At 30.8% G+C, this 26,615-nt stretch carries 28 protein-coding genes; 6 read left to right on the top strand and 22 right to left on the bottom strand.

The genetic code is table 11. The features are described 5' to 3' along the window. The first annotated feature begins 29 nt into the window (after positions 1-29). Positions 30-1,097, top strand: coding sequence for a YihY/virulence factor BrkB family protein (locus tag LQ688_RS09660; protein ID WP_064204900.1), 1,068 nt, complete (start codon positions 30-32; stop codon positions 1,095-1,097). Beyond that, the gene (locus LQ688_RS09655; RefSeq protein WP_239752752.1) at positions 1,081-1,650 is read left to right on the top strand and encodes a beta-class carbonic anhydrase; all 570 of its coding nucleotides are present in this window, start codon (positions 1,081-1,083) and stop codon (positions 1,648-1,650) included. The genes LQ688_RS09660 and LQ688_RS09655 overlap by 17 nt, the downstream gene beginning before the upstream one ends. Positions 1,651-1,786: 136 nt before the next feature. Here the strand turns inward: LQ688_RS09655 and LQ688_RS09650 are convergent, their stop codons facing one another. The 5 genes from LQ688_RS09650 to map all read right to left on the bottom strand — a co-directional run bounded on the left by LQ688_RS09650 (position 1,787) and on the right by map (position 5,477). Continuing rightward, positions 1,787-2,416, bottom strand: a complete 630-nt coding sequence (locus LQ688_RS09650; protein WP_239752751.1) for a response regulator transcription factor — start codon at positions 2,414-2,416, stop codon at positions 1,787-1,789. Next, positions 2,406-3,449, bottom strand: coding sequence for a sensor histidine kinase (locus LQ688_RS09645; RefSeq protein WP_016999033.1), 1,044 nt, complete (start codon positions 3,447-3,449; stop codon positions 2,406-2,408). Before LQ688_RS09645 ends, LQ688_RS09650 begins: the two co-directional genes overlap by 11 nt. After that, positions 3,446-4,156 (bottom strand): cell wall-active antibiotics response protein LiaF, encoded by a 711-nt coding sequence (liaF, locus tag LQ688_RS09640; RefSeq protein WP_016999034.1) that lies wholly within the window; start codon positions 4,154-4,156, stop codon positions 3,446-3,448. The genes LQ688_RS09645 and liaF overlap by 4 nt, the downstream gene beginning before the upstream one ends. Positions 4,157-4,171: 15 nt before the next feature. After that, a complete protein-coding gene (locus LQ688_RS09635) occupies positions 4,172-4,561 on the bottom strand; it encodes a hypothetical protein (protein ID WP_016999035.1) in 390 nt (129 codons plus the stop codon). A gap of 160 nt (positions 4,562-4,721) precedes the next feature. Then, positions 4,722-5,477 carry a type I methionyl aminopeptidase gene (map, locus tag LQ688_RS09630; protein WP_016999036.1) on the bottom strand — a complete coding sequence of 252 codons (756 nt, stop codon included), beginning with the start codon at positions 5,475-5,477 and terminating at the stop codon, positions 4,722-4,724. 94 nt (positions 5,478-5,571) lie between these two features. Between map and LQ688_RS09625 the strand changes: the two genes are divergently transcribed. Then, complete coding sequence (locus LQ688_RS09625; protein WP_016999037.1) at positions 5,572-6,573, top strand: FUSC family protein; 1,002 nt, start codon at positions 5,572-5,574, stop codon at positions 6,571-6,573. 55 nt (positions 6,574-6,628) lie between these two features. Here LQ688_RS09625 and gatD read toward each other — a convergent pair whose 3' ends face one another. After that, the gene (gene gatD, locus LQ688_RS09620) at positions 6,629-7,351 is read right to left on the bottom strand and encodes a lipid II isoglutaminyl synthase subunit GatD (protein ID WP_135021499.1); all 723 of its coding nucleotides are present in this window, start codon (positions 7,349-7,351) and stop codon (positions 6,629-6,631) included. Then, positions 7,351-8,661, bottom strand: coding sequence for a lipid II isoglutaminyl synthase subunit MurT (gene murT / locus LQ688_RS09615; protein WP_103269089.1), 1,311 nt, complete (start codon positions 8,659-8,661; stop codon positions 7,351-7,353). The genes gatD and murT overlap by 1 nt, the downstream gene beginning before the upstream one ends. Before the next feature lie 146 nt (positions 8,662-8,807). Between murT and LQ688_RS09610 the strand changes: the two genes are divergently transcribed. Continuing rightward, positions 8,808-9,314 (top strand): ferritin, encoded by a 507-nt coding sequence (locus LQ688_RS09610; protein WP_016999039.1) that lies wholly within the window; start codon positions 8,808-8,810, stop codon positions 9,312-9,314. Positions 9,315-9,509: 195 nt separating this feature from the next. After that, complete coding sequence (locus LQ688_RS09605; RefSeq protein WP_016999040.1) at positions 9,510-10,073, top strand: 3'-5' exonuclease; 564 nt, start codon at positions 9,510-9,512, stop codon at positions 10,071-10,073. A gap of 40 nt (positions 10,074-10,113) precedes the next feature. Here the strand turns inward: LQ688_RS09605 and LQ688_RS09600 are convergent, their stop codons facing one another. The 15 genes from LQ688_RS09600 to gatC all read right to left on the bottom strand — a co-directional run bounded on the left by LQ688_RS09600 (position 10,114) and on the right by gatC (position 24,821). Beyond that, on the bottom strand, positions 10,114-10,329 hold the full coding sequence (locus tag LQ688_RS09600; RefSeq protein ID WP_016999041.1) for a hypothetical protein: 216 nt from the start codon (positions 10,327-10,329) through the stop codon (positions 10,114-10,116). A 126-nt stretch (positions 10,330-10,455) separates the two neighbouring features. Next, on the bottom strand, positions 10,456-11,523 hold the full coding sequence (gene dinB, locus LQ688_RS09595; RefSeq protein ID WP_016999042.1) for a DNA polymerase IV: 1,068 nt from the start codon (positions 11,521-11,523) through the stop codon (positions 10,456-10,458). A 68-nt stretch (positions 11,524-11,591) separates the two neighbouring features. Continuing rightward, positions 11,592-12,137, bottom strand: a complete 546-nt coding sequence (locus LQ688_RS09590; protein ID WP_016999043.1) for a DUF3267 domain-containing protein — start codon at positions 12,135-12,137, stop codon at positions 11,592-11,594. Positions 12,138-12,232: 95 nt separating this feature from the next. Then, positions 12,233-13,369 carry a PQQ-dependent sugar dehydrogenase gene (locus LQ688_RS09585; RefSeq protein WP_239752750.1) on the bottom strand — a complete coding sequence of 379 codons (1,137 nt, stop codon included), beginning with the start codon at positions 13,367-13,369 and terminating at the stop codon, positions 12,233-12,235. A 110-nt stretch (positions 13,370-13,479) separates the two neighbouring features. Beyond that, positions 13,480-14,037 carry a hypothetical protein gene (locus tag LQ688_RS09580; RefSeq protein ID WP_064211566.1) on the bottom strand — a complete coding sequence of 186 codons (558 nt, stop codon included), beginning with the start codon at positions 14,035-14,037 and terminating at the stop codon, positions 13,480-13,482. Between the two features lie 26 nt (positions 14,038-14,063). Further along, a complete protein-coding gene (locus tag LQ688_RS09575) occupies positions 14,064-14,582 on the bottom strand; it encodes a hypothetical protein (RefSeq protein ID WP_153021215.1) in 519 nt (172 codons plus the stop codon). 86 nt (positions 14,583-14,668) lie between these two features. Next, positions 14,669-15,379, bottom strand: coding sequence for a hypothetical protein (locus LQ688_RS09570; RefSeq protein ID WP_239752749.1), 711 nt, complete (start codon positions 15,377-15,379; stop codon positions 14,669-14,671). A gap of 29 nt (positions 15,380-15,408) precedes the next feature. Then, on the bottom strand, positions 15,409-17,775 hold the full coding sequence (locus LQ688_RS09565; protein ID WP_239752748.1) for a MucBP domain-containing protein: 2,367 nt from the start codon (positions 17,773-17,775) through the stop codon (positions 15,409-15,411). Positions 17,776-17,828: 53 nt separating this feature from the next. Continuing rightward, the gene (locus LQ688_RS09560; RefSeq protein WP_239752747.1) at positions 17,829-18,125 is read right to left on the bottom strand and encodes a hypothetical protein; all 297 of its coding nucleotides are present in this window, start codon (positions 18,123-18,125) and stop codon (positions 17,829-17,831) included. 164 nt (positions 18,126-18,289) lie between these two features. After that, on the bottom strand, positions 18,290-18,988 hold the full coding sequence (locus LQ688_RS09555) for a GNAT family N-acetyltransferase (protein WP_064211559.1): 699 nt from the start codon (positions 18,986-18,988) through the stop codon (positions 18,290-18,292). A gap of 20 nt (positions 18,989-19,008) precedes the next feature. Further along, the gene (gene rlmD, locus LQ688_RS09550; protein ID WP_016999050.1) at positions 19,009-20,382 is read right to left on the bottom strand and encodes a 23S rRNA (uracil(1939)-C(5))-methyltransferase RlmD; all 1,374 of its coding nucleotides are present in this window, start codon (positions 20,380-20,382) and stop codon (positions 19,009-19,011) included. Positions 20,383-20,442: 60 nt separating this feature from the next. After that, positions 20,443-21,408 carry a diacylglycerol kinase gene (locus tag LQ688_RS09545; RefSeq protein WP_016999051.1) on the bottom strand — a complete coding sequence of 322 codons (966 nt, stop codon included), beginning with the start codon at positions 21,406-21,408 and terminating at the stop codon, positions 20,443-20,445. 209 nt (positions 21,409-21,617) lie between these two features. Continuing rightward, complete coding sequence (gene gatB, locus LQ688_RS09540; protein WP_064204894.1) at positions 21,618-23,045, bottom strand: Asp-tRNA(Asn)/Glu-tRNA(Gln) amidotransferase subunit GatB; 1,428 nt, start codon at positions 23,043-23,045, stop codon at positions 21,618-21,620. 6 nt (positions 23,046-23,051) lie between these two features. Then, on the bottom strand, positions 23,052-24,518 hold the full coding sequence (gene gatA / locus LQ688_RS09535; protein ID WP_064204893.1) for an Asp-tRNA(Asn)/Glu-tRNA(Gln) amidotransferase subunit GatA: 1,467 nt from the start codon (positions 24,516-24,518) through the stop codon (positions 23,052-23,054). Positions 24,519-24,521: 3 nt separating this feature from the next. After that, complete coding sequence (gatC, locus tag LQ688_RS09530; RefSeq protein WP_016999054.1) at positions 24,522-24,821, bottom strand: Asp-tRNA(Asn)/Glu-tRNA(Gln) amidotransferase subunit GatC; 300 nt, start codon at positions 24,819-24,821, stop codon at positions 24,522-24,524. Between the two features lie 165 nt (positions 24,822-24,986). Between gatC and putP the strand changes: the two genes are divergently transcribed. Next, on the top strand, positions 24,987-26,516 hold the full coding sequence (gene putP, locus LQ688_RS09525; RefSeq protein ID WP_064204892.1) for a sodium/proline symporter PutP: 1,530 nt from the start codon (positions 24,987-24,989) through the stop codon (positions 26,514-26,516). Positions 26,517-26,615: the final 99 nt, after the last annotated feature.

The following is a 26,615-nucleotide window of genomic DNA, read 5'->3' as shown; positions in this document are numbered from 1 at the left end:
TAACATTAAATATAATTAGGAGAATTTTTATGGCAAAAGATAAATCTAGCTCAAAGTTTTTAGAACAAGCTAAACACTTTAAAGATGAACAAAAAAAGTCTATAAAAAAAGAAAACTATATTCAACCTCAAGTGTTTGAATCTAAAACACCAAAAAAAGATAATCAAATATTTTTTGTATCAAAAATAAATAAGCCGGCAAAATACACTAAAAATGGTAATATTTTAACTACGTTATTATATAGAATTAGTAAAGATAATGCTACAGGTTTAGCTGCACAGCTATCTTACTACTTCTTATTAGCATTATTCCCTACACTTATCTTTATATTAACATTGATTCCGTTGTTCCAAATTAGTCCAGATACAATTACGAACATGATTTCGGAAAATGCTCCTGGCGATACAGCTAAACTGATTACCGGTATAATTGATGACGTCATGCAGAACGCTAGTGGTGGCCTATTCTCATTCGGTTTAATTGCGGCGCTTTGGTCCGCATCAAACGGAATGACAGCTTTAATGAACGCATTTAATGTTGCATATGATGTCGAAGACGGCCGTAACGCAATCGTATTAAAAATAATGAGTGTGTTCTTCACAATCATTATGGTTGTTGTATTTGGTTTAGCAATTGCATTACCAATATTTGGACAACAACTTGGTAATCTATTATTTGGTCCACTTGGTTTAGAATCTGAATTACGTTGGATCTTTAGTTTAATTAAATTTGTGTTACCACTAATCGTGACATTTATAGTATTTATGACGCTTTACGCTTTAGCTCCAAATATTAAAATTAAATTACTTTCAGTAATTCCTGGTGCTGCCTTTACTACAATTGTATGGTTAGGCTCAAGTGCCCTATTTGGACTATATGTTAATAACTTTGCTAACTACTCAAAAACATATGGTAGTATCGGAGGTATTATCGTGTTAATGTTATGGTTATTCTTAACAGGATTAATCATTATCATTGGAGCAGAAATAAATGCTGTTTTACATCAAAAGAAAATGCTTAAACATGGGCCACCAGAACAGCAAACTTTTGATAATATAGCAGAAAATGGTGAGATGACGAATGCCTCTATTGAATGATATTTTAAAATTCAATCAGACCTTTGTGGCAAACAAAGAATATGAGAACTTTATTACTACAAAAACACCTAACGCAAAAGCAGTTATATTAACTTGTATGGATACACGGCTTACCGAACTATCAACAAAAGCATTAGGCTTTAAAAACGGTGATGTTAAAGTCGTTAAAAATGCAGGTGCTACTATATCGCATCCATATGGATCAACAATGCGAAGTTTATTAGTGGCAATATACGCTCTTGGCGCAGAAGAAATTATTATAATGGGTCATAAAGATTGCGGAATGGGTAACCTTGATGTAGGTTCAGTAATTGAAACTATGAAAAGTCGTGGTGTTACTCAAGAGACATTAAATACGATTCAACACTCTGGCATTGACATTCAACGATTTTTAAGAGGATTTGACGATGTAATACAGAACATTGAATCGAACATACAAAAAATTTATAATCATCCATTATTCGACCAATCAATTCCGATACATGGATTAGTCATTGATCCACATGACGGGTCATTAGAACTTATACAAAACGGTTATGACGCTATTAAATAGCACTTTAACTTGTAAAATACTATTAGAGATTTAAATATCAATCACATAGTCAAAATAATGCTGCTACTTCGTTGAATTTTAGTCAACCGAGTAGCAGCATTTATTTATATATGATTTTGTATGTGTGTACTTATTTTTAATTTATCAAATTGTGTTGAAAAGCGTAAATAACAGCTTGTGTTCTATCTTGTACTTCTAATTTACTCAAAATATTACTTACATGTGTTTTTACAGTTTTAATCGTAATATGTGAAGCACTAGCAATTTCTTGATTAGAATAGCCTTTTGCAATTAATAATAGTATTTCCATTTCGCGATCTGTGAGCATCTCAAATAATTCAGCTTTTTGATTCATACGGTTACGCATTTTAACTAATACTTCCGCTTCAAATACTGATTCTTTATTATAAGTTTTACGAATAGCATTAGCGATATCATCTGCTGAAGTTGTCTTTAAAATATAACTATCAACTCCTGCATCTAAAGCTTGATATACTTCATTGTCATCTATAAAACTTGTTAACATCACAATTTTAACGCTTGGCTCGTGTTGCTTAATATATTGAGTTGCTTCGATACCGTTCATATCATCCATCACTAAATCCATTAATATTATATCTGGTTTCAGTTCTTCTGCTTTCTCGATTCCTTCTCTACCAGAAGCAGCTTCACCCACTACTGAGATATCTTCTTGTGTTGATAAATAACTTGATATACCTATTCTTACCATTTCGTGATCATCAACGAATAATACTCTAATTGTCATACTCTTCCTCCTTATTATTCGGTACCTTCACTTCTATTCTCGTTCCTGAATTAGGCATAGAAATAATATTAAGTGTTGCGCCAATTTCAAGTGCACGTTCATTCATAGTATTTAAACCATAGCTTTGAGGATCTCTTTTAGATGTGTCAAAGCCTACGCCATCATCTTGTAATCTTAAAATAACGTAATCGCTTGTTTCGATTAATTCTATTGATAACTTCGTACCTTTAGAGTGACGTAATGTATTTGAAATTGCTTCTTGCGTTATTCTAAACAAGTGGTCTTCAGTACCTTTAGCAATTTCTATATCCTCTATATCATAAACAACTTTCATAGGTATTTTTTGTTTTAAATCGACGACTAAATCTTTAATACCTTCACCTAATGATTTGTTTTTTAAACCTAATGGTCTTAAATGGAGTAACAATGCTCTCATTTCAAGTTGTGAATCTTGAATCATCTTTTCTAATAAATTAACTTGTTTTGCTAAAGGATCGGTTAATTCAGTAGATTTAATAGCAGATAACATCATGCTCGCAGCAAATAATTGTTGGCTGACAGAATCATGTAGTTCTCTAGCTAATCTTTGTCTTTCGTCTTCTATAATTTTCTTTACAACAGAATCTTGCATTTGGTAAGACTCATTAATAATTTGTTGAGATTTCAACCTTAATGTATAAAGTTCTTCATGTAATGGGATTAAAGTTTGATAAATTTCTAACGTTTCTTTGTGTAAATCTATTTCATGATTATTAACGCCCAACACTTCACCTTGAAAAGAACGTTCTAATTGTTCTTTAATCCAATGGTGTTGCTGATTAATCTTATAAGCTACTGCTGAACCTATGATAATACAAAGAAGTATAACAACAATATTAACGAATAAAAAGGCAGGTATACCCATTATTTGTGTATAAAACAAACCTTGAAAATAAATAATATTAATAAATATTCGATCTAAGAAAAACAATACAACTACAATTGAATAAACAAGTATTAACATTGAACCAATGATACGTGAATAGTTATTCATCGGAAAATCACCTCAACATCTCCCATAAATGTTGAGTAAAATATATTCACTTTAAATGTATTTTTGTGACTATTAACGTTGTAGTGTACAGTTTCATTTTTAACTCTGTAAACTTCGTCATTTAAATATAATCTACCAAAAAGAGCTGTAACATGTACATTAACTTGGTAATTATATGGTACGATAACTTGAGTTTTACCTATAAGTTGCCTTACAACTATTACATTGTTTTCGGATAAATTGGCAGCTAAAGATAAATCTAATTCTACATCTCCTACAGCTTGTTGAATTTGGATATCATCCCATTTATATATGTAGTGAGGTGTTTTTTGAGGTAAGAACCAACGTTGTTTAATGAAAGACTCATTTATGTTTTCGTTAGCTGTCGTTTCGACATGCTCGACTTTCAAAGGTTTTTTCCTGTATATAATATAGCGAATCACTAAAAATATTAAAAATAAAAATAAAATCATAAGCATGTACGGGTTTGAAAGTAACGCATAAATTAACAAGATAGCCCCTATCCAAAATAAAATTAGACCCCTTAATTTATGGAAGTATAAATAGCCTACATAAATAAAAATCATGCCCGTTATTACAACAAGCAGTAATCCTATTTTTTCAAAGAAGATATAGTAAATATTCGATAATAAAATTAAAATTGTTAATACAATTAATAATTCTGTCGATATAAATTTATTCTTCAATCTACCACTCCTATTTTAGAGAAGCGAATTCATTTGTGTGAGCATTGACCGCTCAGCTACAGCATGTGCAATTTGATCTAAAGTACGTTTTATCGTTTCTTCAATCTTTGCTGAATCACTTTCTAACATATTGATTTGTTTTTGTAACCATACTAAATCATGGTCTTCTAATTTTTTGGCATACGTAATTTTAAAGTCTTCTATTTTGTCCATATACTTATTGTCTAATTCTAAAGTATACTTTTCAATTAGTTCAAATAAGTTTTGACGCTTTTGTTCTAAATATAAAATATATTCTTCCATTGCTTTTATTTTAACATCTAATTGCTTTGCACATGTATCTAAACTTTCATAATAAGAAACAAGAATAAGTTGCTTTAATTGATTTGAAACAACATTAAACATAGAATCACCTATTTCTTTCAGATTAACCTCTATTATAAAATGTTATTAAAAATCTCGAAATGGACCTAGGAACCAACTTTCTATAGGTCCTTAGTCTTAGAAAAGAAAGTATATAGAATGAATTAGGCTGAGACATTGATCAATGTCTCAGCCTCTGTTTTTAGTCTTCTAATTTCGTTAATAATAATGGTCCATCTTTAGTAACAACTATAGTATGTTCTATTTGAGCGACAAAACTTTTATCTTTCGTCTCAAATGCCCATTCATTTTTACCATCGCCAACAATTGTAGCGTTTGATGAAATAAACGGTTCAACTGCTAAAACCATTCCTTCTTTTAGCAATTGCTTTTCTAAAGGATCAAAATAGTTCATAACATGTTGTGGTGAGTCATGTAGTGAACGACCAACACCATGGCCAGTTAAGTTTTTAATTACTTTCAAGCCATTCTTTCTTGCTGTAGAATTTACAGCTCTACCAATTTGAGATAATTTAGTGCCTGGTTTAATCTTTTTCATTGCTTCTTCAAAAGCCATTGCTGCAACATCTACTACAAGTTGTTTTTTAGGATCATCTGCTTCTCCTACAACGAAAGAAATACCTGTGTCAGCATAGTATCCATTCTTTCTTGCTGAAACATCTATATTAACTAAATCACCTTCATTGATTACACGGTTACCAGGAATACCATGCGCAACTTCTTCATTTACACTTATACATGTATAACCAGGAAAATCATATTCTGCGATAGGAGCAGATTCTGCTTCTAATTCCTCAAATCTTTCCTTCGCTATGTTATCCAACTCTTTAGTTGTAATTCCGGGTTTCGTTGCTTCTTTCAATTCATCACGAATTATTGCACAGATTCTGCCTATTTCTTTAAGGCCTTCAAGTTCTTCATTGTTTTGAATAATCATTTAAATCCCGTTCTTTCTTTTAAATTTTTTGTCGTCTTTATTATATCAGAAAATACATGGTATACTATAAAAAAATGATTTTGGAGTTTTGTATATGAAAGAAAATTGGTTAATCAGATTTATAGGTGCAAGAATTATCAAAACAGGTTTAGCTACATTTTTAACTGCACTAATATGTATGGTTTTGAATTTAAATCCCATTTTTGCGGTTATAACATCAATTGTCACAATAGAACCTACAGCAAAAGCATCTTTAAAAAAAGCTTTTGTCCGCTTCCCAGCTTCTATATTGGGCGCATTTATAGCAGTAATCAGTACATACTTCTTCGGTGAGTCGCCATTAAGTTATTCTTTGGCTGCTACAGTAACTATATTTGTATGTTACCAACTTAAACTTATAGATGGTATGCTCGTAGCTGCTATTACAGCGGTTGCAATGGTGCCTGTTATCCATGATGCTTTTGTATATAACTTTATATCTCGTTTAGCAACAACGACAATCGGGTTAACAACAGCAGGTTTAGTAAACTTCATTATATTACCACCCAAATATATTACACAAATTGAAAACATAAATAAAAATATGGAACGTCGTATTTTAGAAATTTACATAAACAGATTAAAAGAATTACTCATCGGAGAATATGAATCCAATATATCAATGAAACAAATGACTTCATTGCAACAGTCAGCAACAAAAATAGAACAATTGATTAAATATCAAAAAGAAGAATATGATTATCACCGTACAAAAAAAGAATCTAAAGCATATATTAGAAAAGTCGAAATGGCCTATCACACAAATAGATTATTGAATTCTCATTTATTAAATCTCATTTATTTACCTGAAGAAACATTCATAACGTTTACTGAAAATGAAAGAAGAGCAATTTCTAATTTAATCATTTCTTATAAAGATTTATTAAATCATAAAGAATTTAAAAAGCAGAAAAAAGCTGCATCTATCCTTAAAAACAGCGTTAAAGGCCTCGATGAATTTGATGAAAACCAAATAAAAAGCCATATCATATACGAAATCTTAATGATAAACCGAATTATAAACGATCGTTTTTCTAATATAACGAAAAAGGGTTAAAGTAATAAAACAAAAGTCTGGGACATTAATTATGTCCCAGACTTTTGTTTTTATATTATTTTTCTTTTAACAACCTATTTATAATAGCTCGTTTTGCTGCTTCTTCAACTGAATTATCTAATTCTTCTGGACTGAATTCAATCTCTTTTCTTTCACAAGCTTTTTTCAATAAATAATCAGTAATTTCATGATTTTTTGGTAATATTGGTCCATGTAAATACGTACCTATTAAGTTTTTATAATGTATACCTTCTTTTTTATCTGTATCATTATTTCCGTACCCATTTATAACTTTACCAAGTGATGGATATTCATGATATGTACGACCACCATGGTTCTCAAAACCAACAATTTGACCAAATGTTTCAGACTCCATAACAATATCTCCGGTAAGCCTTTGTTTTTTAGATTCAGTATATATGTCTAAAATATTTAAGCCTTCAAGTCTCGTACCGTCTGGCGTTACATATTCAGAACCTAAAAACTGATAACCACCACAAATCGTTAATGTTGGCAAGCCGTCTTCGATTGCGTCTTTTAGTTGTGTTTTAATTTTCTTAAGTTGTTCAGTAGCAAGACTTTGTTCTCTGTCACTGCCTCCTCCAATAAAGAAAATATCACAATCATCCAAACTCAAACCTTCTGTATCTATAATATCTACGACTTCTACTTTAATATTGCGCCATTTAGCACGTTGCTTTAAAGCAATAATATTACCGATATCTCCGTAAAGATTTAATTTATCTGGCATAAAATGAAATATTTTTATCGCTGACATTATACTTCCTCCTTAAACGCTCTATTTAGTACACGATGCATCGGAGATAGTGAAGTATAGTTAGGTATAGCAACAGTAAATTGAGGATACTCCATTGACATTCCAGTCGCTTTTTCAATAGACTTTTCAATGATAATGTCTGCATCTACTTCTGCATATTTTAATCTAAGTGCTAGTTCTTCAGCTCTTTGTCCCGTACATATAACTGCTTTTATATTTTGGCGTGATAACTTTTCAAAGTCCGCATCGTAAATCCAAGAAATATCTCTACCATCAGCCCCATTATCATTTAAACTGATAATGTATACTTTCTCCGAATCTATTTGTTCACCTACTGATAGACTAGCATTTAAACCAGCTGGATTTTTAGCTAAGTTAATTAATACTTCTTTATGACGATTTTTGTAATATTGCATACGCCCATTATCAGACGTATAAGATTCAAACCCGGCATTAATACTCTTATCGTTCAACCCTAATTCCCTTAAAACTGTATATGCAGCAACAACATTAAACACGTTGTAGTCTCCAGCTATTTTCATATCAAAAATAGTACCATTTATACCTGCATCTATAAATGGCTCTTGTTTAAAGGAGGAAACTTCATATTTAGGTTTTTCACGTTTAAATCCACAAACACAATCATAATGACCAATTTGATTGTAATGAACATGTTTGTAATTTAATAATCGACCACAATTCGGGCAATATTTACTTTCAACCATCGTACTTTGTTCAAATTCATGAATGCCCGCTTTCATGCCGTAGTATATAACTTCATCACTAGCAATTTTTAATCTACTTACGAATGGATCATCAGCATTTAATAATAGTTTAATACCCCTACCCTTAATTGTATTAGCTATATTATCGACCATTGTATCAATCTCGCCAAATCTATCCATCTGGTCTCTAAAGAAGTTTGTTACGACCATCATCGTTGGTGTCATTTCTTTCAATACTCTTGGTATTGAACCTTCATCAATTTCGATAATAGCAATTTTAGTATCTTTATTAGACTGAATAACAAAGCTTGAAGTAATACCCGCTGCCATATTGGCACCTTCATTATTATGTATTATATTTATATTATTTTTCTTTAAAGTATGGCCAATTAAATTGGAAGTAGTCGTCTTACCATTTGTTCCACTTATCATTACAATTTCATCAACATCATTTGCTAACTTTCTTAATATAAGTGGATCTATCTTACGAGCGACTTGTCCCGGAAGGTCGGTACCTTGTTTTCCCATTTTTCTACTTGCAAACCTAGCAAGTTTAGCCATATTTTTCGCAACATACTTCTTCATACGTTACCTCCTTATTCTGTCATATTATTATAACACGTTCAAAAGCATTTAAAAAAGACTTTCACTAAGTTAAAACATTGGTATACCCTTACAAATAATGTATAATAAATATATAAACAAGTTTATTATAGAAGGGAAGATTTTAAATGTTATCTAAAAATATACTAGACGCTTTAAACAATCAATTAAATCACGAGTTTTATGCAGCACACGCATATATGGCTATGGCAGCATATTGTGCGGATAAGAGTTATGACGGTTTTGCAAACTTCTATATTCAACAAGCTAAAGAAGAACGTTTTCACGGTATGAAAATTTATAATTATATAAATGACCGTGGTGAAAAAGCTATCTTTACATCATTAGAAGCTCCAAAGACTGAATTTAATTCATTATTAGAAACATTTAAAGATGGCCTTGAACAAGAAAGAGATGTAACACGTCGCTTCTATAACTTATCGGAAATCGCTAAAAATGAAAATGACTTTGCGACTATTTCGTTCTTAAATTGGTTCTTAGATGAACAAGTTGAAGAAGAATCAATGTTTGAAACACACATTGACTACTTAGAAAGAATCCAAGAAGATAATAATGCACTATTTATATATGAAAAAGAATTAGCTGCTCGTCAATTTGATGAAGATGGTGAATGATTCTTAAGATAAGTAAAGGTCTAGGACATAAATGTCCTAGACCTTTTTATATTGCAATTTTAAAGTTGAACGTTGCACGTGAATCTCGTCTTGCAACATTCGCCCTCCCCACCATCTTTATTTTTATCATTTCGAACAATTTTATTTACATTTTCATTATATATCCATATAATGACTTTCAAAGGAAGTGATTGAATGTCTTCATTTGTCGCGTTAGATTTTGAAACGGCTAACGGAAATCCTGAAAGTATTTGTTCAATAGGAATGGTTAAAGTTGTTGACCATCAAATTACTGAAGATTTTTATACTTTAGTTAATCCTAAAGATTATTTTTCTAAATTTAATATTAAAATTCATAAAATACAACCATCTGATGTGGAAAGCTCCCCTACTTTTGATGTAGTCTTCCCTTATATGATGGACTTCATAGGCGATTTACCTGTTGTCGCACACAATGCAAAATTTGATATGAATGTATTATTTAAATCGCTTATCAAATTGAATATAGAAATACCCGATATGACATATTTTTGTTCTTGTATATTAGCAAGAAAAACAGTAAATAATCATAGATACGGTTTAGCGCATATGATGTCTTATTATAATATTGATTTTAAAGGTCATCACCACGCTCTTAACGATGCAAAAGCATGTGCAATTATCACTTATAGATTGTTGCAACACTATCAAGATTTAAACAGTGTCATAAACATTTACGGTAAAACTTTATCTGACAAAAAATATGTATATAAAAAATAGGGAAACAACTTAATTAAAAGTTGCTTCCCTATTTTTTATTTTATTCTTTGTGCTGAAATTCTTTTTTAATATCTCTTTTAAGACTTGCTTTATTGACTGGTCTTTCTAATTTTCGATCTGCCCAGAATAATAATAAAGCGATAGCAACAATACCTATTAATTTAACAATATCAAAACTTCCTGTATCGATTGTACTCTTTACAAAAAGTAAAATCATTAATACTGTTATTCCGATAATAGCAAATTTAAATTTCATATCAATCTCTACTTTCTGAATAATGAATAATGAATAATGAATAAATACCCGTTCAATGTGATTTCAAAACTTAATCACAATCTATATTAGGATACTAGTACTTTAACACTTTATCAAGTTTTCTACTTATAAAAAGTCATATATCGTCAAATTCCGGTATGTTTTAGACACTAAATTTCCTATTGAAACACCAATTAATCTAATTGCTGTATCTTGATCTTTAAGACTGTTATATAGTTCATATGCAATGTTATATATTTCTACTTCATCATGTACAGGGTTATTCACACTTGTTTGTTTAGACAATGTTTCAAAATTATGAGTTTTCATTTTCACCGTTATAGTACGACCTGCAAGTTCGTGCTTATCTGCTCTAACAGCTACTTCTCCACTTAAAGTACGTATTTTATTTAATATGAAATCATCATCATTTTGGTCTGTTTCAAAAGTAGTTTCTCTACCTATAGACTTTCTAATTCTTACTGGTTTAACAGGTGAGTTATCAATTCCTCTTACTTTATTATAAAAACTCAATCCTCTTTTCCCAAACATTTGAATGAGTTCCATTTGACTATAATCATATAAATCTTGACCAGTATGGATGTTCAATTCTTTCATTTTTTCTTCAGTCACTTTACCTACTCCTGCAAACTTACCTATTGGTAGTGACATCAATAAGTCATGTGTGTTCTCATAATTTATAACTGTTCTACCACTCGGCTTGTTCATACCACTAGCAAGTTTTGCTAAAAATTTATTATACGAAACACCTGCCGAAGAAGTAAGTTGTGTCTTATCGTAAATGTCTCTTTGAAGATATTGAGCAATAGTAGAGGCTGATAAATCTCTGCGAACTAGTTCAGTTACATCTAAATATGCCTCATCTAAAGATAATGGTTCAACTATATCAGTATAACTTTTAAATATCTCCATAATTTCATTAGAAACTTCTCTATAATGATTAATTCTAGGCCGAACATAATAACCATCAGGACATAATTGATGGGCTCTAGCCATAGGCATCGCAGAATGTACACCATATTCTCTAGCTTCATAGCTTGCAGTCGATACAACGCCACGTCCAGAAGCTCTACCACCGATGATAACCGGTTTACCTTTTAACTTTGGATTATCCCTCACTTCTACTTGAGCAAAGAATGCATCCATATCTATATGAATGATTCGACGTTCCATCTTAAACACCTCAATAAAAAATAGGAATATGGTTTCCCAAATTCCTATATATTATAACAAAAATTGTATTAAGTTGTTGAAGATATGTTTTTCTTGTCAGTATATAAATTTATGCCTACATCAGTATCTTCGATATATTTCATTTGTTGATGATTATATAAAACTTGCACCATATAGAAATCCCCTATACAAGCTGCACCATGGAATGCAAAAATATATATAATCGAACTTAATTTCAACCATAATAGTACCAAAAGTAAACCAATACTAATAATTACAAATGGAGCTAGCGCGATGGTATAAAATTGTCTACGTGTAAATATTTCTTTTGGCATAGATGCGTAGAACATACCACTTTTGTAACCGTATTTTACTTTTTTCGATGGTTGAAAAATTTTAAAACAAATACCATGAATAAGTTCATGAATAAATATTAAAATTATTAAACCAATAACACCTACAATAATATTTCTAAGAATACCTTCTTCTTGTATATATATAAAATTCGCCATTACTTTAAAACCAATTAATACGAGTGAAAGAAATAGGACAAATTGTAATAATGCTAATCGTTTTAATATAGAAGTGCTATTGAGTAAGTCAATTTTTAACATACAATTCCTCCATCAGATTGAATCTCTTTATCCGTCCCCTCATATTATAGATTAAAAACGATATTAATTCTATTCTTAATTTAACTTATTTGATATTATTTTAATTGGTTTAATGGTATTTTATATAGCTTATCATCATTATCAGAAGGATTACCTCTACCATCTGAATTATTACTAATGAAATACAACGTTTCTCCTTCAATCATGACATCTCGAATACGTCCGTGATCTGTAATGACCTTTTTAACTTTATCATTTTTAGTGTCAAATTCTAGAACTGCTTCGCCTCTTAAAGCTGCAGAATAGATTTTCCCATCATGGTAAGCTAAACCTGAAGGAGCCCATGTTTCATCTGCTCCAGAAGTAAATAATGGTGACACCATACCATCTTTTTCTTCATTACCTTCTATAACCGGCCAACCATAATTTTCACCTTTCTTTATGTCATTAATTTCATCATTAGCTAAGTCTCCGTGCTCGCTAGCATAAAGCTTATTATCTGAAGGCCACACAAGACCTTGTGGATTTCTATGACCATAACTATAAACATATGAATTTGAAAATGCATTATCTTTCGGTTTACTACCATCTAAATTTAATCTTAAAATCTTGCCACCTAAAGAATCTTTATCTTGTGCAATTTCATCATTTGCAGCGTCACCAGTAGTAGCATACAACTTATCATCAGGACCAATCTTCAATCGACCACCATGATGGAAATCTCCACTCGGAATTTTGTCTAATAATACTTCCTCTTCTTCCCATGAGTCTCCATCTAACTTCAATTTTACAATTCTATTAAACTGCCCTTCGTTGCCTTCATACGTATAATAAGCATAAGCTTCATTGGATTCTTTAAAGTCAGGTGCCAACACAAAGCCTAATAATCCCGCTTCAGCAGCAGTTGCAATCTTCTCATCTAAGTTCACCTTTTGATCAGTCTTCTGATTACCCTCAATCTTAACAATCTTGCCAAGACGCTCAGTTAAATAAAAAGTATTATCCATCTTCTCAATAGACCAAGGTGTGTTCAAACCATCAACCACAGTCTCCATACCTTTAGATTCCTCATCATTAGACTTCTTCTCATCCGAATCACTTTGTTGTTTATTAGAATTATTTTGCTTTTCATCACTACTCTCTTCAGTCTTATTCACACTCTCCTCAGAATCATTACCACAAGCCGTTAATAAAAAACTTACAGAAATAGCACTTGCCAACATTCGTTTCATAAACAACCCTCCTTAACTTATTTATACAGATGAATGCGTTTACAAACAATAATATCGCTCAAAATAATAAAAAACAACCAGCTAATAAACTGGTTGTATAATAAATTTATTTACTTAAATTCTTCTTCGTAGATCCAATTAAATATCCATTGTAAATTTATTTTTGGTTTAGGTTGAACGTCAATAATTGGCTGAACGATATCTCTAATTTTTTGCTTCGTTTCTTGTTCCATTTCGGTGCTAAGTGAGTAACTATATCCTTCTTCATCTTTATATACAGAAAAAAATTCATATTTTTTATTAAACTCATATATATATCTTTTTTCATCAAATAAATCTATATCTCCGAAACTATACATAACATACATATCAAGATCAAATTTATTACCACTATAATTTATTTTTTTAACGAGATTTTCACCTTTAACATAATCATAAACTAAAAATTTTGTTTTTGGCTTTTCAATATATTCTAAATTTTTCATTACCATTTGAACCTCAGGGTCTTTATCATGACTATGTTTTATATTCTTCGCATAATAAACAGAATAATAATCAAGGTGTGAAAATAAAAAATATTTTAAGAGGAAGAAAATAACTATACTAGGGACAATATACAAGACACTTATTTCAAATATTTTTTTAATTAATATTTTTATAAATTTCAAAGGCAATCACCTCCGATGTTAAATATTTATTGGTTTTTAAATTCATCACCATACCACCAAGTAAATATCCATTGTAAATTGATCAGGGGTTCTGTTTGTTCATCTATAACAGGTTTCACAACTGCATACATTTCTTTTTTTATTTTCTTTTCATCTATACCGTTGATAGGTTTTTCTGTAAAGTTATCGACATAGTAAGAGAATATTCTGTAATTTTCTGTAAAGTGATAGCTTTCATTTCTATATGAATATAAATAACCATTAAGTTCCCTATCCAATTCTACATTTCTGTACTCTACTGAACCCTCCTTTCCTTCCGAGACTCCTTCAATACCAACTTTGCGATATTTTTGACAGTTTCCTAATTCTATCACACAAAAATTTAAATAATCTAAACCCTTTATTTCAGGTGTATATACTTTATCTAAATTATGTAATAGCATTTCTACTTGCGGATTTCTACCTTCACTATGAGGTATATATTTAGCATAATATACAGAATTTCTTGTTAAGTTGGAATACACATAAATGGAAAGCAGACTCAAAATTACAAACGACCTCACTAAGCTTAAATAGAAAGTAAAAACTAACGATACTTTGAATTCTTTCCAAGTTTTTTTAAGCACACATATCACTTCCAAAACATTTTCTTCAAATATCTTTTTATATTCTTAAAATTAACTCTTCTATTTTTATTTCTATATTTTCTATTTGAAAATACGAATTTTCTTATATACCTTTTTACTGGTCTCACTACTCTACGTATTGAATTTGTTATTCTTCTTTTTATATATCTTCTTGCCGGTCTCATTACTCTACGTATTGAATTTGTTATTCTTCTTTTTATATATTTACCTATTGCTTTTATTGTTGGTTTAAGGGTTTTTGTTATTTTTTTAACTTTTGACCTATTACTTTTTATTGCTATTGGTTTTATTCTATTTTGTTTAAAAGGTTTAAGGATTTTTTTAGCTTTATTAACTATACTATTTAAGGATTTTTTTAAAGTAGCTTTTATCTGATTTTTCATAGATTTAACAATTGTGGGTCTTAAATTCTTAAGCATTTTAAGTAACTTCTCTCGATTATTTTTATTTTTAAATATTAAATATAATCCGACTACACTGAATATAGAGCCCATAATTAAAAAACTATGTTTATCCCCTTTAATATCAGGAAATGCTATTTTAAAAGCTTCGTTATAATATTCTCTCCTTTTTTCTTTTAAATCTTTTTGACCATAATACTTTTTTATTCTTTCATTCAAAGGTAAATCTTTAAAATCTGGATGATAGTTTAAATTAAACGAATCAATATTTGTATTATTATCTTTCGAATCCAAATTTGTTAACAAGTCACCAACATGTGAGTTTAATTGAAAAAAACATCCTTAGTTGAAATACCTTTAAAATATGTTGGAGAGTATCCAACAATATGTTTTAGAATTTCTTTATACCAACTACTTTTTTCTACTGTTGACAATGTAGCACCCAAGTGTGGAAAATCTATAGGGTAATCACCATGATTATGCATAACATCAAAGAGATCATCACTTTTCTTTCTTTGCCCACTTTCTTTATTTATTATCATGACAAATTTATCTGAACTTTTGAGATTTACTTTTACTTTTACAAAATCATTAACAAAATTTTGTAATGTATCATTATGGTATACTCTATAAGAGATGGCATTTGCAACTTCATGGTTTATTTTATTAATATCTCCGTTAAATTTTTTTCTTGCTATCCTCGCTATATTGTCAATATATTCTATAAATTTCTTTTTTTCTCTACCTTTTAATCCTGTATTTATTGCGAACCAATCTATGTCATTTTTTCTAGGAATGAATATATTTTTATTCTCCTTAAAATTTTTTCTAACTATACTTAAAGAATAGTTCTCTTTTTCATTATGTTTGATCCTAGTATTTAAAGTGCTTTTTTGAGTTTTATAGATTATATAATTACTATTAATTGAGATACTTTTATTTTCTATGTTTTTTGGTTGATAAGAAATATTCGCCTGAGGTTTTATATATTTTTGAGGCTTTTTTGACTTTGAGCTATTTCGAGGTTTATTGCTAACTCTAGTTGCATTAAAATTTTTAGAATTGTTTTTGAGTGCTACTGTATATTTACTTTTATTAGTCATTCTTGGTATATTTTTCTTTATATCTAAGTTTTTAGGCAATGCTTTAAAATGTTTTTTCTTACTTAAATTTTTATTTTTTTTAATTGCAAGTTTTTCATTAAAAATTTTAGCATGTTTATAAATAAAGTTATGAACATTGTCTTTTTCTATTACTTTATTATAATTTTCAGGTTTCATAAATCCTTTAATCAAGGGTGGAGTGTAATTTAAGTGAGTTCCTACCTTCTCAATCCGGGTTATTGATTTTTTTAATTTTTCACCCTTTTCATCAATAAAATTATAAATAATTCTAGGAACCTTGTTAAAGTATATATTTACAATCGGATTATTTTTATTACCAAAATTGATAGTATGATGTATTTTTGTGAAATTATTTATTTTAGGTACATTTATTTTATACACTTTATCTGTATACCCATAATAAACTTCAGGTTTTTTAAGATTCTTACCTTTTATATCTAAATAATTTACATCGATTTTTTGTTTTATTCTTGTATCTATTTTAACTTGTAAACTACTGCCGAAAATATCATATCTAACTGCAACTGCATGATTGTAAGAACTTTTTCTTCTATTTGGGGCAGGTGAATAAAATGTATAGTTAAAATTCGAAAGAAATCCTGCACCTAGATATCCACCGTGTGGCAAGTCTACTGAACCATTTAAACCAACAACCCTTGGAGTAGCATCGTAGATTACATTATCACTAACCTTAAGATTCGATTCCTTAGGTATTATCTGTACAAGGTTCGCTAAATCACTTTTTACACCTTGAGCTGCGTCTATATCTGTGGAAATAAAACTCAATAAAACTGGATTTTCTTCAAAAGTTCCATGTTTTACTATTTGATAAAAAAGACTAAGTTTATTAGCTTCATTATAAAGAGTAACGATTGAATTACCACTAGTATTTGGTATTAACTGTTCTCCTGTAAAAGCTAATCCCTTTACGCGACCGTTATTACTATAACCAGAATTCTTTTTCCATTCTTTATTATCAGAATCTTTAACAGTCCATAATAAATCTAAGTTTATTCCTGATTTTGTTTTGCCTACAAAATTTATCCTTCCTTTATCACCATTATTCATACTATACGCTTTTACTGGTTTGATAGGTGTATTTTGAAAGCCAAAGGTGTCTATATCATTAATTTCTCCCCTTTCTTCTCCTTTAATAATATCTACATGCGTTTTATCTGACCAATGTAACCCTTCTTTTGTAAGAATATTATCATCAGTAATGTTTTCACTAGTTACTTTTATTTTTATATTGTCAAAGTAAGCAACTCCTGTTTTGCTATTATCTTCTTCTCCTTCAACCTCAGTATTTGTTATAATTGGTTCAGTATTTTCAGATATTAAATCGGTTTCAATACTTGGAGAAATAGGTTTCTGGTCAGTGGAGTTATTATTATAAATAATTATAGTATCCGTTTTATCTTCTACCTTAATTGCTTGCAATTCTGTTTTTATACTTCCATTCTTATCAAGATTGTTTTCATTAGTTTCTGCATATGTCTTTGATTGTGTAATTATTAGAATAATAATTACGATTAAACAAAAACTTATTTTCTTAAATGCTTTCATATTTCATCTTCCCTTATTCAATTGTTTTCATAGTATCTATATCATCACCCTCTTTATTTTGTTTCTTCCTTGTAATTAAAATAATTTTCACTCAATATATCAAATAGCCATTGTAGATTGATTATAGGATCAGGTTGATAATCAATAATTGGAAATACAATATGTTTAATTTCTTTTTTAACTTCATTAACATTCACTCTATTTAATGGAACTGATTTATGTTCGCTATCTGATGCTTCAACTAAATCAAATTTCAAATTGAAAGTATATGTATATTTCTTAGAATCTATCAACTTTCTAATGAGTGAGAAAATTATGACAATTGTTATCCACATTTTATTTTTGCTCATTTATACCCCCTGCTTTCGACTCTTTAAGTTTATAATTATATCCATTTTTTATTATTTATATAATATATAATTTAAAAATAGAATTCAAGATTTTATATGTAAAATTTTAGATAAATATATTAAAAAAACAACCAGCTAATAAACTGGTTGTTCAATAAATTTATTTACTTAAATTCTTCTAACCTGTGAAGTTGTCTTCCTTCGTCATCAAAATTCTCTTCTGCCAACCATTTATTAAATGCTTGTTTATGCTTCGGCCATTCCTCTATTAACATGGAAAACCAACATGTGTCTCTTGAGCGATTTTTATAGACTACAGCGTTTCTGAAAGTCCCTTCATACTGAAATCCTAAACGCAATGCAGTTTTATAGGAGTTAGCATTTAAAGAATCACATTTCCATTCGTAGCGTCTGTATTGAAGTTCTTCGAATACATATTTAGCTAATAAATAGTGTGCTTCTGTAGACATTCTTGTTCTTTTTAATGAATCTGAAAAGTTAACATGTCCTTCTTCGACTACTCCGTTTGCTTGATCAACTCTCATTAAACTAAATATTCCTAGAGCTTTGTTTGTTTCTTTATTTATCACCGCATAGAAGATAATTGTCGTGCTTTCAATCTTTTCGTTTAACTCTTCTTCAAAAGATTCATAGTCTTGAGGATACTCATATGGTAAGTAAGTCCAATTACTAGGATGAGAATCTCTATATGCATTATAGAGGTCTTTAGTGTGTGAATGAGATAACCGAGTAATAATAGTATACTTACCGACATAATGTATATCAGTAGGAAACTTTCTTGGCTGCCAGTTAGGTAACTCTTCACCAATTGGTAGGTTGTATTCGTTAATTCTCTGTTTCATTTAATCACCCCATTACTTATTTATTCACTTATTTTCTCTATTAAAGCGACTGTTTCTACATGTGTCGTGTGTGGAAACATATCCACTGGTGTGATTTCTTTTAGTTGATAACCGCTTCCTTTTAATATTTCTACATCTCTTACTTGTGTTGCTGGATTACATGATATATACACAATACGCTTTGGTGACAATTCAATTAGTGTTTCTATGAATGTTTGATCGCACCCTTTTCTTGGTGGATCGACCATAACGACTTCTGGCTTAATACCTTCTTTTTGCCATTTTAATATAACTTCTTCTGCTTTTCCTGCTTCCCATGTCGCATTCTCTATATGATTGATTTTCGCATTTTCTTTTGCATTTTCTATAGCTTGTTCTACTATCTCTACACCATATACGTGTTTAGCTTTTTGTGACATATATGACCCTATTGTGCCAATTCCACAATATGCATCAATTACTGTTTCTTCACCGTTTAATTGTGCGTATTCTAATGCTTTGCTGTATAGTTTTTCGGTTTGAGTTGGATTAATTTGATAGAAAGATGTATCTGATATTTTAAATTGATATTCTGCTAGTTGATCTGTAATTGTATCTTGTCCATAAAGTGTATAAGATGTTCTTCCCATTATAACGTTTGATTTTTCTCGGTTCACATTGTGTTTAATACTAACTACATTATCAAATTCTGAAGAAATAAATTCTATGATTTTATTTTTATGACTTAATTGTTTACTGTTTGTTACAAAAATAACCATAGTTTCCCCAGTATAATAACCTGTTCTTAAGATGATATGTCTTAATTCACCTTTATGCTTATGTTCGTTATAAATACTTAAATTCAAATCTTCTATTAATCGCTTTATTTTAACCATAATTGTGTCATGCTTCTTATCTTGTATCATGCAGTGATCGATATTTACAATATCATGGCTTCTTTGTCTATAAAATCCTAATTCAATTTCACCATGTTTATTTTTCCCGACTGGTATTTGAGATTTATTACGGTAATGCCAAGGGTTCTCCATACCTATTGTGTCATGTATAACGGTATCTTCAAAATTCGATTTACGCTTGAATAAATTGACGACTTGTTCTTTTTTCATTTGTAATTGGGCTTCGTAGCTTAAATGTTGTAATTGACACCCACCACAAACTTTATAATATTCACAAGGTGGTTCAACTCTTTCATTTGATGTTTCTTTTATAGTTAACAGTTTACCAATAGCAAATTGCTTTTTTACTTTTATAACTCGGAATTCTATTTCTTCATCTTTAATTGCATTTGGTACAAATATTGGGTATCTATCAAATTTTACAACGCCATGACCTTCATGTGTAAAATCTATAACTTGTCCCGTATACACTTCGTTTTTATTTACTATACTTGCCATAATTTCTCCTTCTTTCACGTACAACATAGAAAAAAGGGACAGTTAAATGTCCCTATGTATTTATTCTTCAGTTTGCTCTTCGTGAAGTCTTTCTCTTTCTCGTTCTACAGTTTCAATACCATGCTCTGCTTTCACACGTTCTAATTTAGAAAATACTTGTATATGTCTTTTTAAATTCACAAAATTGGCTGGTAGAACACCACCAAATTCACCATCTACATTCAACTGTATTTGTTCAAATGATGATACGTTAATCGTTTTTGCTTTTGTATAATGTACTTTAGGGTGGTTAATGTGATCGCCTCTAGAAGCTAATGTCATAATATGACCAAGTTCAGCAAAATTAACTTTCTCTAATATTAATAAAGTGAAATTACCATCATTGATTTCAGCATCTGGTACTAATTTTTCAAAACCACCAATTGAATTTGTTAAACCTATTAAAAACATCATGGCTTCACCTTGAAAAACATTCCCATCATATTCAATTCGAATATCTGTTGATTTAATTTGTGGTAACATTTCTAAACCTTTGATGTAATAAGCTAATGGTCCTACCATAGTCTTTAATTTGCTTGGTGCTTCATATGATACTTCGGTGATTTTACCACCACCAGCAATATTTATAAAGTAGCGATTGTTCATTTTACCAACATCTACTGGCACGAGATCACCTTTAATGATTGTATCTACAGCTTCCATAATATCATTAGGTATAAGCAATGCTCTTCCAAAGTCATTTACCGTCCCCATTGGAATTAAACCTAATTTAGGTCGATTAGTTGCTTCAGCGATACCATTGATAACTTCATTAAGAGTACCATCTCCACCAGCTGCTATAATAACATCATAATCATGTTTCAAAGCTTCTTTAGCAGCATATGTAGCATCTCCAGCACTCGTTGTAGCATGAGCGCTTGTTTCGTATCCAGCTTGTTCTAATTTAATCAACACGTCTGGTAGTGCTCTCTTAAATAACTCTCTACCTGATGTTGGATTATAAATGATTCTAGCTCTTTTTTTCATTGTGATCCCTCTTGTATATTCTTATATCTTTATATTATAGCAAATGATACATATTAGAAAGTAAAATATATTAACGTTTTGTGTACTATAAATATTTTTATATATCATTTTAATTGATTCCACAAAGTATTGAGTAATAACAAAGGTTATACCAAAGAAAAAATGGGTCTGAGACAATTAATTATGTCTCAGACCCATATATTTATCTTTTATCTTTTTTCTAATTCTGATTTTAGTAATTGGTTAACAACTTGAGGGTTCGCTTGTCCTTTTGAAATTTTCATAATTTGACCAACTAAGAAGCCCATTGCTTTGCCTTTACCATTTTTAAAGTCTTCTACTGATTGTGGATTATTGTCTAATGCTTCAGTAACAAATCCTAATAATGTTTCTTCATCAGAAATTTGAACAAGACCTTTATCTTTCATAATTTGTTGAGCGTCGCCGCCATTTTTAGCTAATTCAGGGAACACTTTTTTCGCAATTTTACTACTCATTGTTCCATCTTCAATTAACTTAATCATTCCAGCTAAGTTTTCTGGTGTTAATGCAGTATCTTGTAAATCGATTTGATTTTTATTTAAATATTCATTAACGCCACCCATTAACCAGTTTGAAGTCAATTTAACGTCTGCTCCATGCTCAATCGCTTCTTCGAAGAAATCAGACATTTCTTTAGTTAATGTTAATACGTGAGCATCGTATGCTGGTAAACCTAAGTCATTTACATAACGCTCTTTACGAACGTCTGGTAAGTCAGGAATTGTTTGTCTTACACGCTCTTTCCATTCATCATCAACATAAAGTGGCACTAAATCTGGTTCTGGGAAGTAACGATAGTCGTCTGAACCTTCTTTAATACGCATTAAGATTGTTTCGCCAGTAGCTTCGTTAAAGCGACGAGTTTCTTGTAGAATTTCTCCACCTGCTAATAACACTTCAGCTTGACGTTTTTCTTCATGTTCTAAACCTTTACGAACATAGTTGAAAGAGTTTAAGTTTTTCAATTCTGCTTTAGTACCAAACTCTTCTTGGCCGTATGGACGTAATGAAATGTTAGCGTCACAACGAAGTGACCCTTCTTCCATTTTACAGTCTGATACGCCAGTGTATTGGATAATAGCGCGTAATTTTTCTAAGTAAGCATACGCTTCTTTAGGTGAGCGAATATCTGGTTCAGATACGATTTCAATTAATGGCGTTCCTTGTCTGTTTAAATCGACTAAAGAATAACCATCTTTATGAGTCAGTTTACCCGCATCTTCTTCCATGTGTAAACGTGTGATACCAATACGTTTTGTTTCGCCGTCAACTTCTATATCAATCCAACCATTTTCACCAATTGGTTGATCAAATTGTGAAATTTGGTACGCTTTCGGATTATCTGGATAGAAATAGTTCTTTCTATCAAATTTTGATTCTGTAGCAATATCCATGTTTAATGCCATTGCTGCACGCATAGCCCAATCTACAGCAGTTTTGTTTACTACTGGTAGAACACCTGGATATGATAAATCTATTACATTTGTGTTTGTATTCGGTTCAGCACCAAAATGAGCTGGTGATGGTGAAAACATTTTTGATTCTGTTTTTAATTCGACGTGTACTTCTAAGCCGATTATTGTTTCAAAATGCATTCAGATTCACTCTCCTTGTAATGTTTTATAGTCATCATGTAAGTTAAATTGTGTTTCATATTGATAAGCAACTTTGTATAATGTTTTTTCATCGAATGGTTTACCAACAATTTGTAAACCAATTGGACGACCATTTGATTTACCACAAGGAATTGATATTGATGGTACGCCAGCTAAGTTAACAGGAATTGTTAAAATATCATTCGCGTACATTGTTAATGGGTCATCAACTTGTTCACCAATATTAAATGCTGTTGTTGGAGCAGTTGGTCCAACGATAACATCATAGTCTTTAAATATTTTTTCAAAGTCTTGTTTAATTAATGTTCTTACTTTTTGAGCTTTTTTGTAATAAGCATCATAATAACCAGAACTTAATGCAAATGTTCCTAACATAATACGACGTTTAACTTCATCTCCGAAACCTTCGCCACGAGATTTTTTATATAACTCTTCTAATGTATTTGCAGATTTAGAGTGGAAACCATAACGGATACCATCGAATCTAGCAAGGTTTGCAGACGCTTCTGAAGATGCAATGATGTAATAACTTGCTACACCATATTTAGTATTCGGTAATGAAACGCGATCAACAGTAGCACCTAAAGATTCTAAAGTTTTAACAGCTTCAGTAACTGAATTTTTCACATCTTCAGAGACACCTTCACCAAGAAACTCTTCTGGAACTGCTATTTTTAATCCTGTGATGTCTTTACCTATTTCTGAAGTGAAATCTACATCTTCAACAGGTGCACTTGTTGAATCTTTTTCATCATGACCTGCGATTGTTTCTAAAATTAAAGCATTATCTTTTACGTTTCGTGTAATCGGTCCAATTTGGTCTAATGAAGATGCAAATGCAACTAAACCAAAACGTGATACACGTCCATATGTAGGTTTCATACCTACTACACCACAATATGATGCAGGTTGGCGTATTGAACCACCTGTATCTGAACCTAATGAGAATGGTACTAAACTAGCCGCAACTGCAGCTGCTGAACCACCAGAAGAACCACCAGGAACAGCTTTATGATCAAATGGGTTTACGGTTTTCTTAAAATAAGAATTTTCGTTTGAACCACCCATTGCGAATTCATCCATGTTTAATTTACCAATTAAAATTCCATTTTCAGCTTTTAATTGATTCATTACAGTAGATTCATAAATAGGAATGAAACCTTCTAACATTTTACTTGCACAAGTCGTTTCTACGCCTTCAGTAATAATGTTATCTTTGATACCCATTGGAATACCAAATAGTTTACCTTCCATTTTATCTTCTGCTTGTAATTTATCTTGTTCTTCTGCCTGTTTTAAAGCTTCTTCTTTGTTAAGAGCTAAGAAAGCTTTTATGTTTTTATCATCTGATTCAATTGCATCAAAAATGTCTCTTACGATATCAGATGGTTTGATTTCTTTGTTTTTAATCATTTCTGATAAACGTTCTACCGTTTCATAACGAATTGTCATGCTTTAGTCCTCCTCGTTCATAATAGCTGGTACTTTAAATTGGCCAGCTTCAGTTTCTTTAGCATTTTTTAATGCTTCTTCTTGAGGAATCCCTGATTCACTCTTATCTTCTCTTAGAACATTTTGTAAATCTAATACGTGGAATGTTGGCTCAACATTTTCTGTATTAGCTTCATCTAATTGTCCTGCAAAGTTTAAGATATCCTCTAACGATTGTGTGAATTCATTGACTTCGTCTTGTGAAACTTCAAGTCTAGCTAAATTAGCAACATGTTCAACTTGCTCAGATGTTACTTTCGTCATGTGCGACGCCTCCTTAGTTAATCTAACATCATATAATTTTAACAAATTTTCATATAAAAATCTAAAGTTAATAGAAAATAACTAAATGAAAGCGTATACATTGATGTATAATAAATTATCAGAATAATTTCTGAACTTAAGTCAATGAGTGAGAGGTGGTTTTTCATGTTAATACTTGGAAATACGTTTAAAAATGTAAAAGTCGAAACTTCTTGGGAAACATATGTCATGATTGCTGTATATTTTACGATTTTGTTAGCAATCGGATTTTATGCATACAAAAGATCGACAAGCACGCTTGACGAATATATGTTAGGCGGAAGAGATTTAGGTGCATTAGTAACAGCATTATCTGCTGGGGCTTCTGATATGAGTGGTTGGATGATTATGGGGCTGCCTGGGTCTGTTTATAGTATTGGATTATCAGCTACTTGGATAGCTATCGGGTTAACGATTGGTGCATGGCTTAATTACATATTAGTTGCATCACGTTTAAGAATTTACACAGAGCTTTGCGACAATGCGATAACATTACCTGATTTCTTTGAAAAGCGATTATCGGACAATACTAGAATTGTAAAAATAATTTCTGGTTTAGTAATCGTCATATTCTTTACTTTATACACACATTCAGGAATGGTAGCAGGTGGTGTTTTATTTAATAGTGCATTTGGATTAAACTATCATGTCGGTTTAATACTAGCTGCTAGCATCGTTATTCTCTATACATTATTTGGAGGTTATTTAGCTGTATCATTAACTGACTTCTTTCAAGGTGTCATTATGATATTAGCTTTAGTGCTCGTTCCAATAGTAGCTATACTCAAATTAAATGGTCTAGATACATTTTCAGAAGTCGGCCGATTAAACCCCACTAGTCTAGATTGGTTTAAAGGAACAACAACAGTTGGCATAATCAGTTTACTCGCTTGGGGTTTAGGTTACTTTGGTCAACCACATATTATAGTACGTTTTATGTCTATTAAAACTCACAAATTAATGCCGAGAGCTAGAAGAATCGGCATTTCATGGATGGCAATTTCTTTAATCGGAGCATGTATTACAGGTCTTATCGGTATCGTTTTTGTGGAAGTAAACAATGTAAAAGTCGATAATCCTGAAACTATTTTTATTGTGATGAGTCAATTTTTATTCCATCCATTAATCGGCGGATTTTTCTTAGCAGCTATTTTAGCAGCTATTATGAGCACGATATCTTCACAATTACTAGTAACTTCTAGTGCATTAACTCAAGATTTTTATATGCTTTTAAGAGGTAAGACATTACAAGATAAAGAACACGAAAAAGAGTTCGTTCTCGTCGGACGTATTTCAGTATTAATCGTATCCTTAATCGCAATGTATATTGCTTGGCATCCAAACGATACAATACTCAATTTAGTGGGAAATGCTTGGGCTGGCTTTGGAGCGGCATTTGGTCCCCTTGTACTATTATCGTTATATTGGAAACGCCTTACTAAATACGGAGCTATAGCTGGGATAGTAAGTGGTTCACTAATTGTAATATTTTGGATATTAATGAAAGAACACGGCGGTATTTTTGAATTTTATGAAATTATTCCTGGTTTTATAACGAGTATGATTTTAACAATCATTGTAAGCCTATTCACAAATCCTCCAGAGGAAAAAACAGTAAATAATTTTGATGAAATGGTTAAAATTCTAAAAAATTAATAAGAAATTTTTAATATTTTAATTAGTCAAACTTTTAAGTTTTGGCTGAATTTTAAAAATTCGCTATACCCTACATAAACACAGGCGTCAGCATATTTT

Origin of the sequence: Mammaliicoccus sp. J-M40, from assembly GCF_022386395.1 — a bacterium.
Classification (GTDB): domain Bacteria; phylum Bacillota; class Bacilli; order Staphylococcales; family Staphylococcaceae; genus Mammaliicoccus; species Mammaliicoccus lentus.
This window is presented reverse-complemented; position numbering and strand designations above follow the sequence as displayed.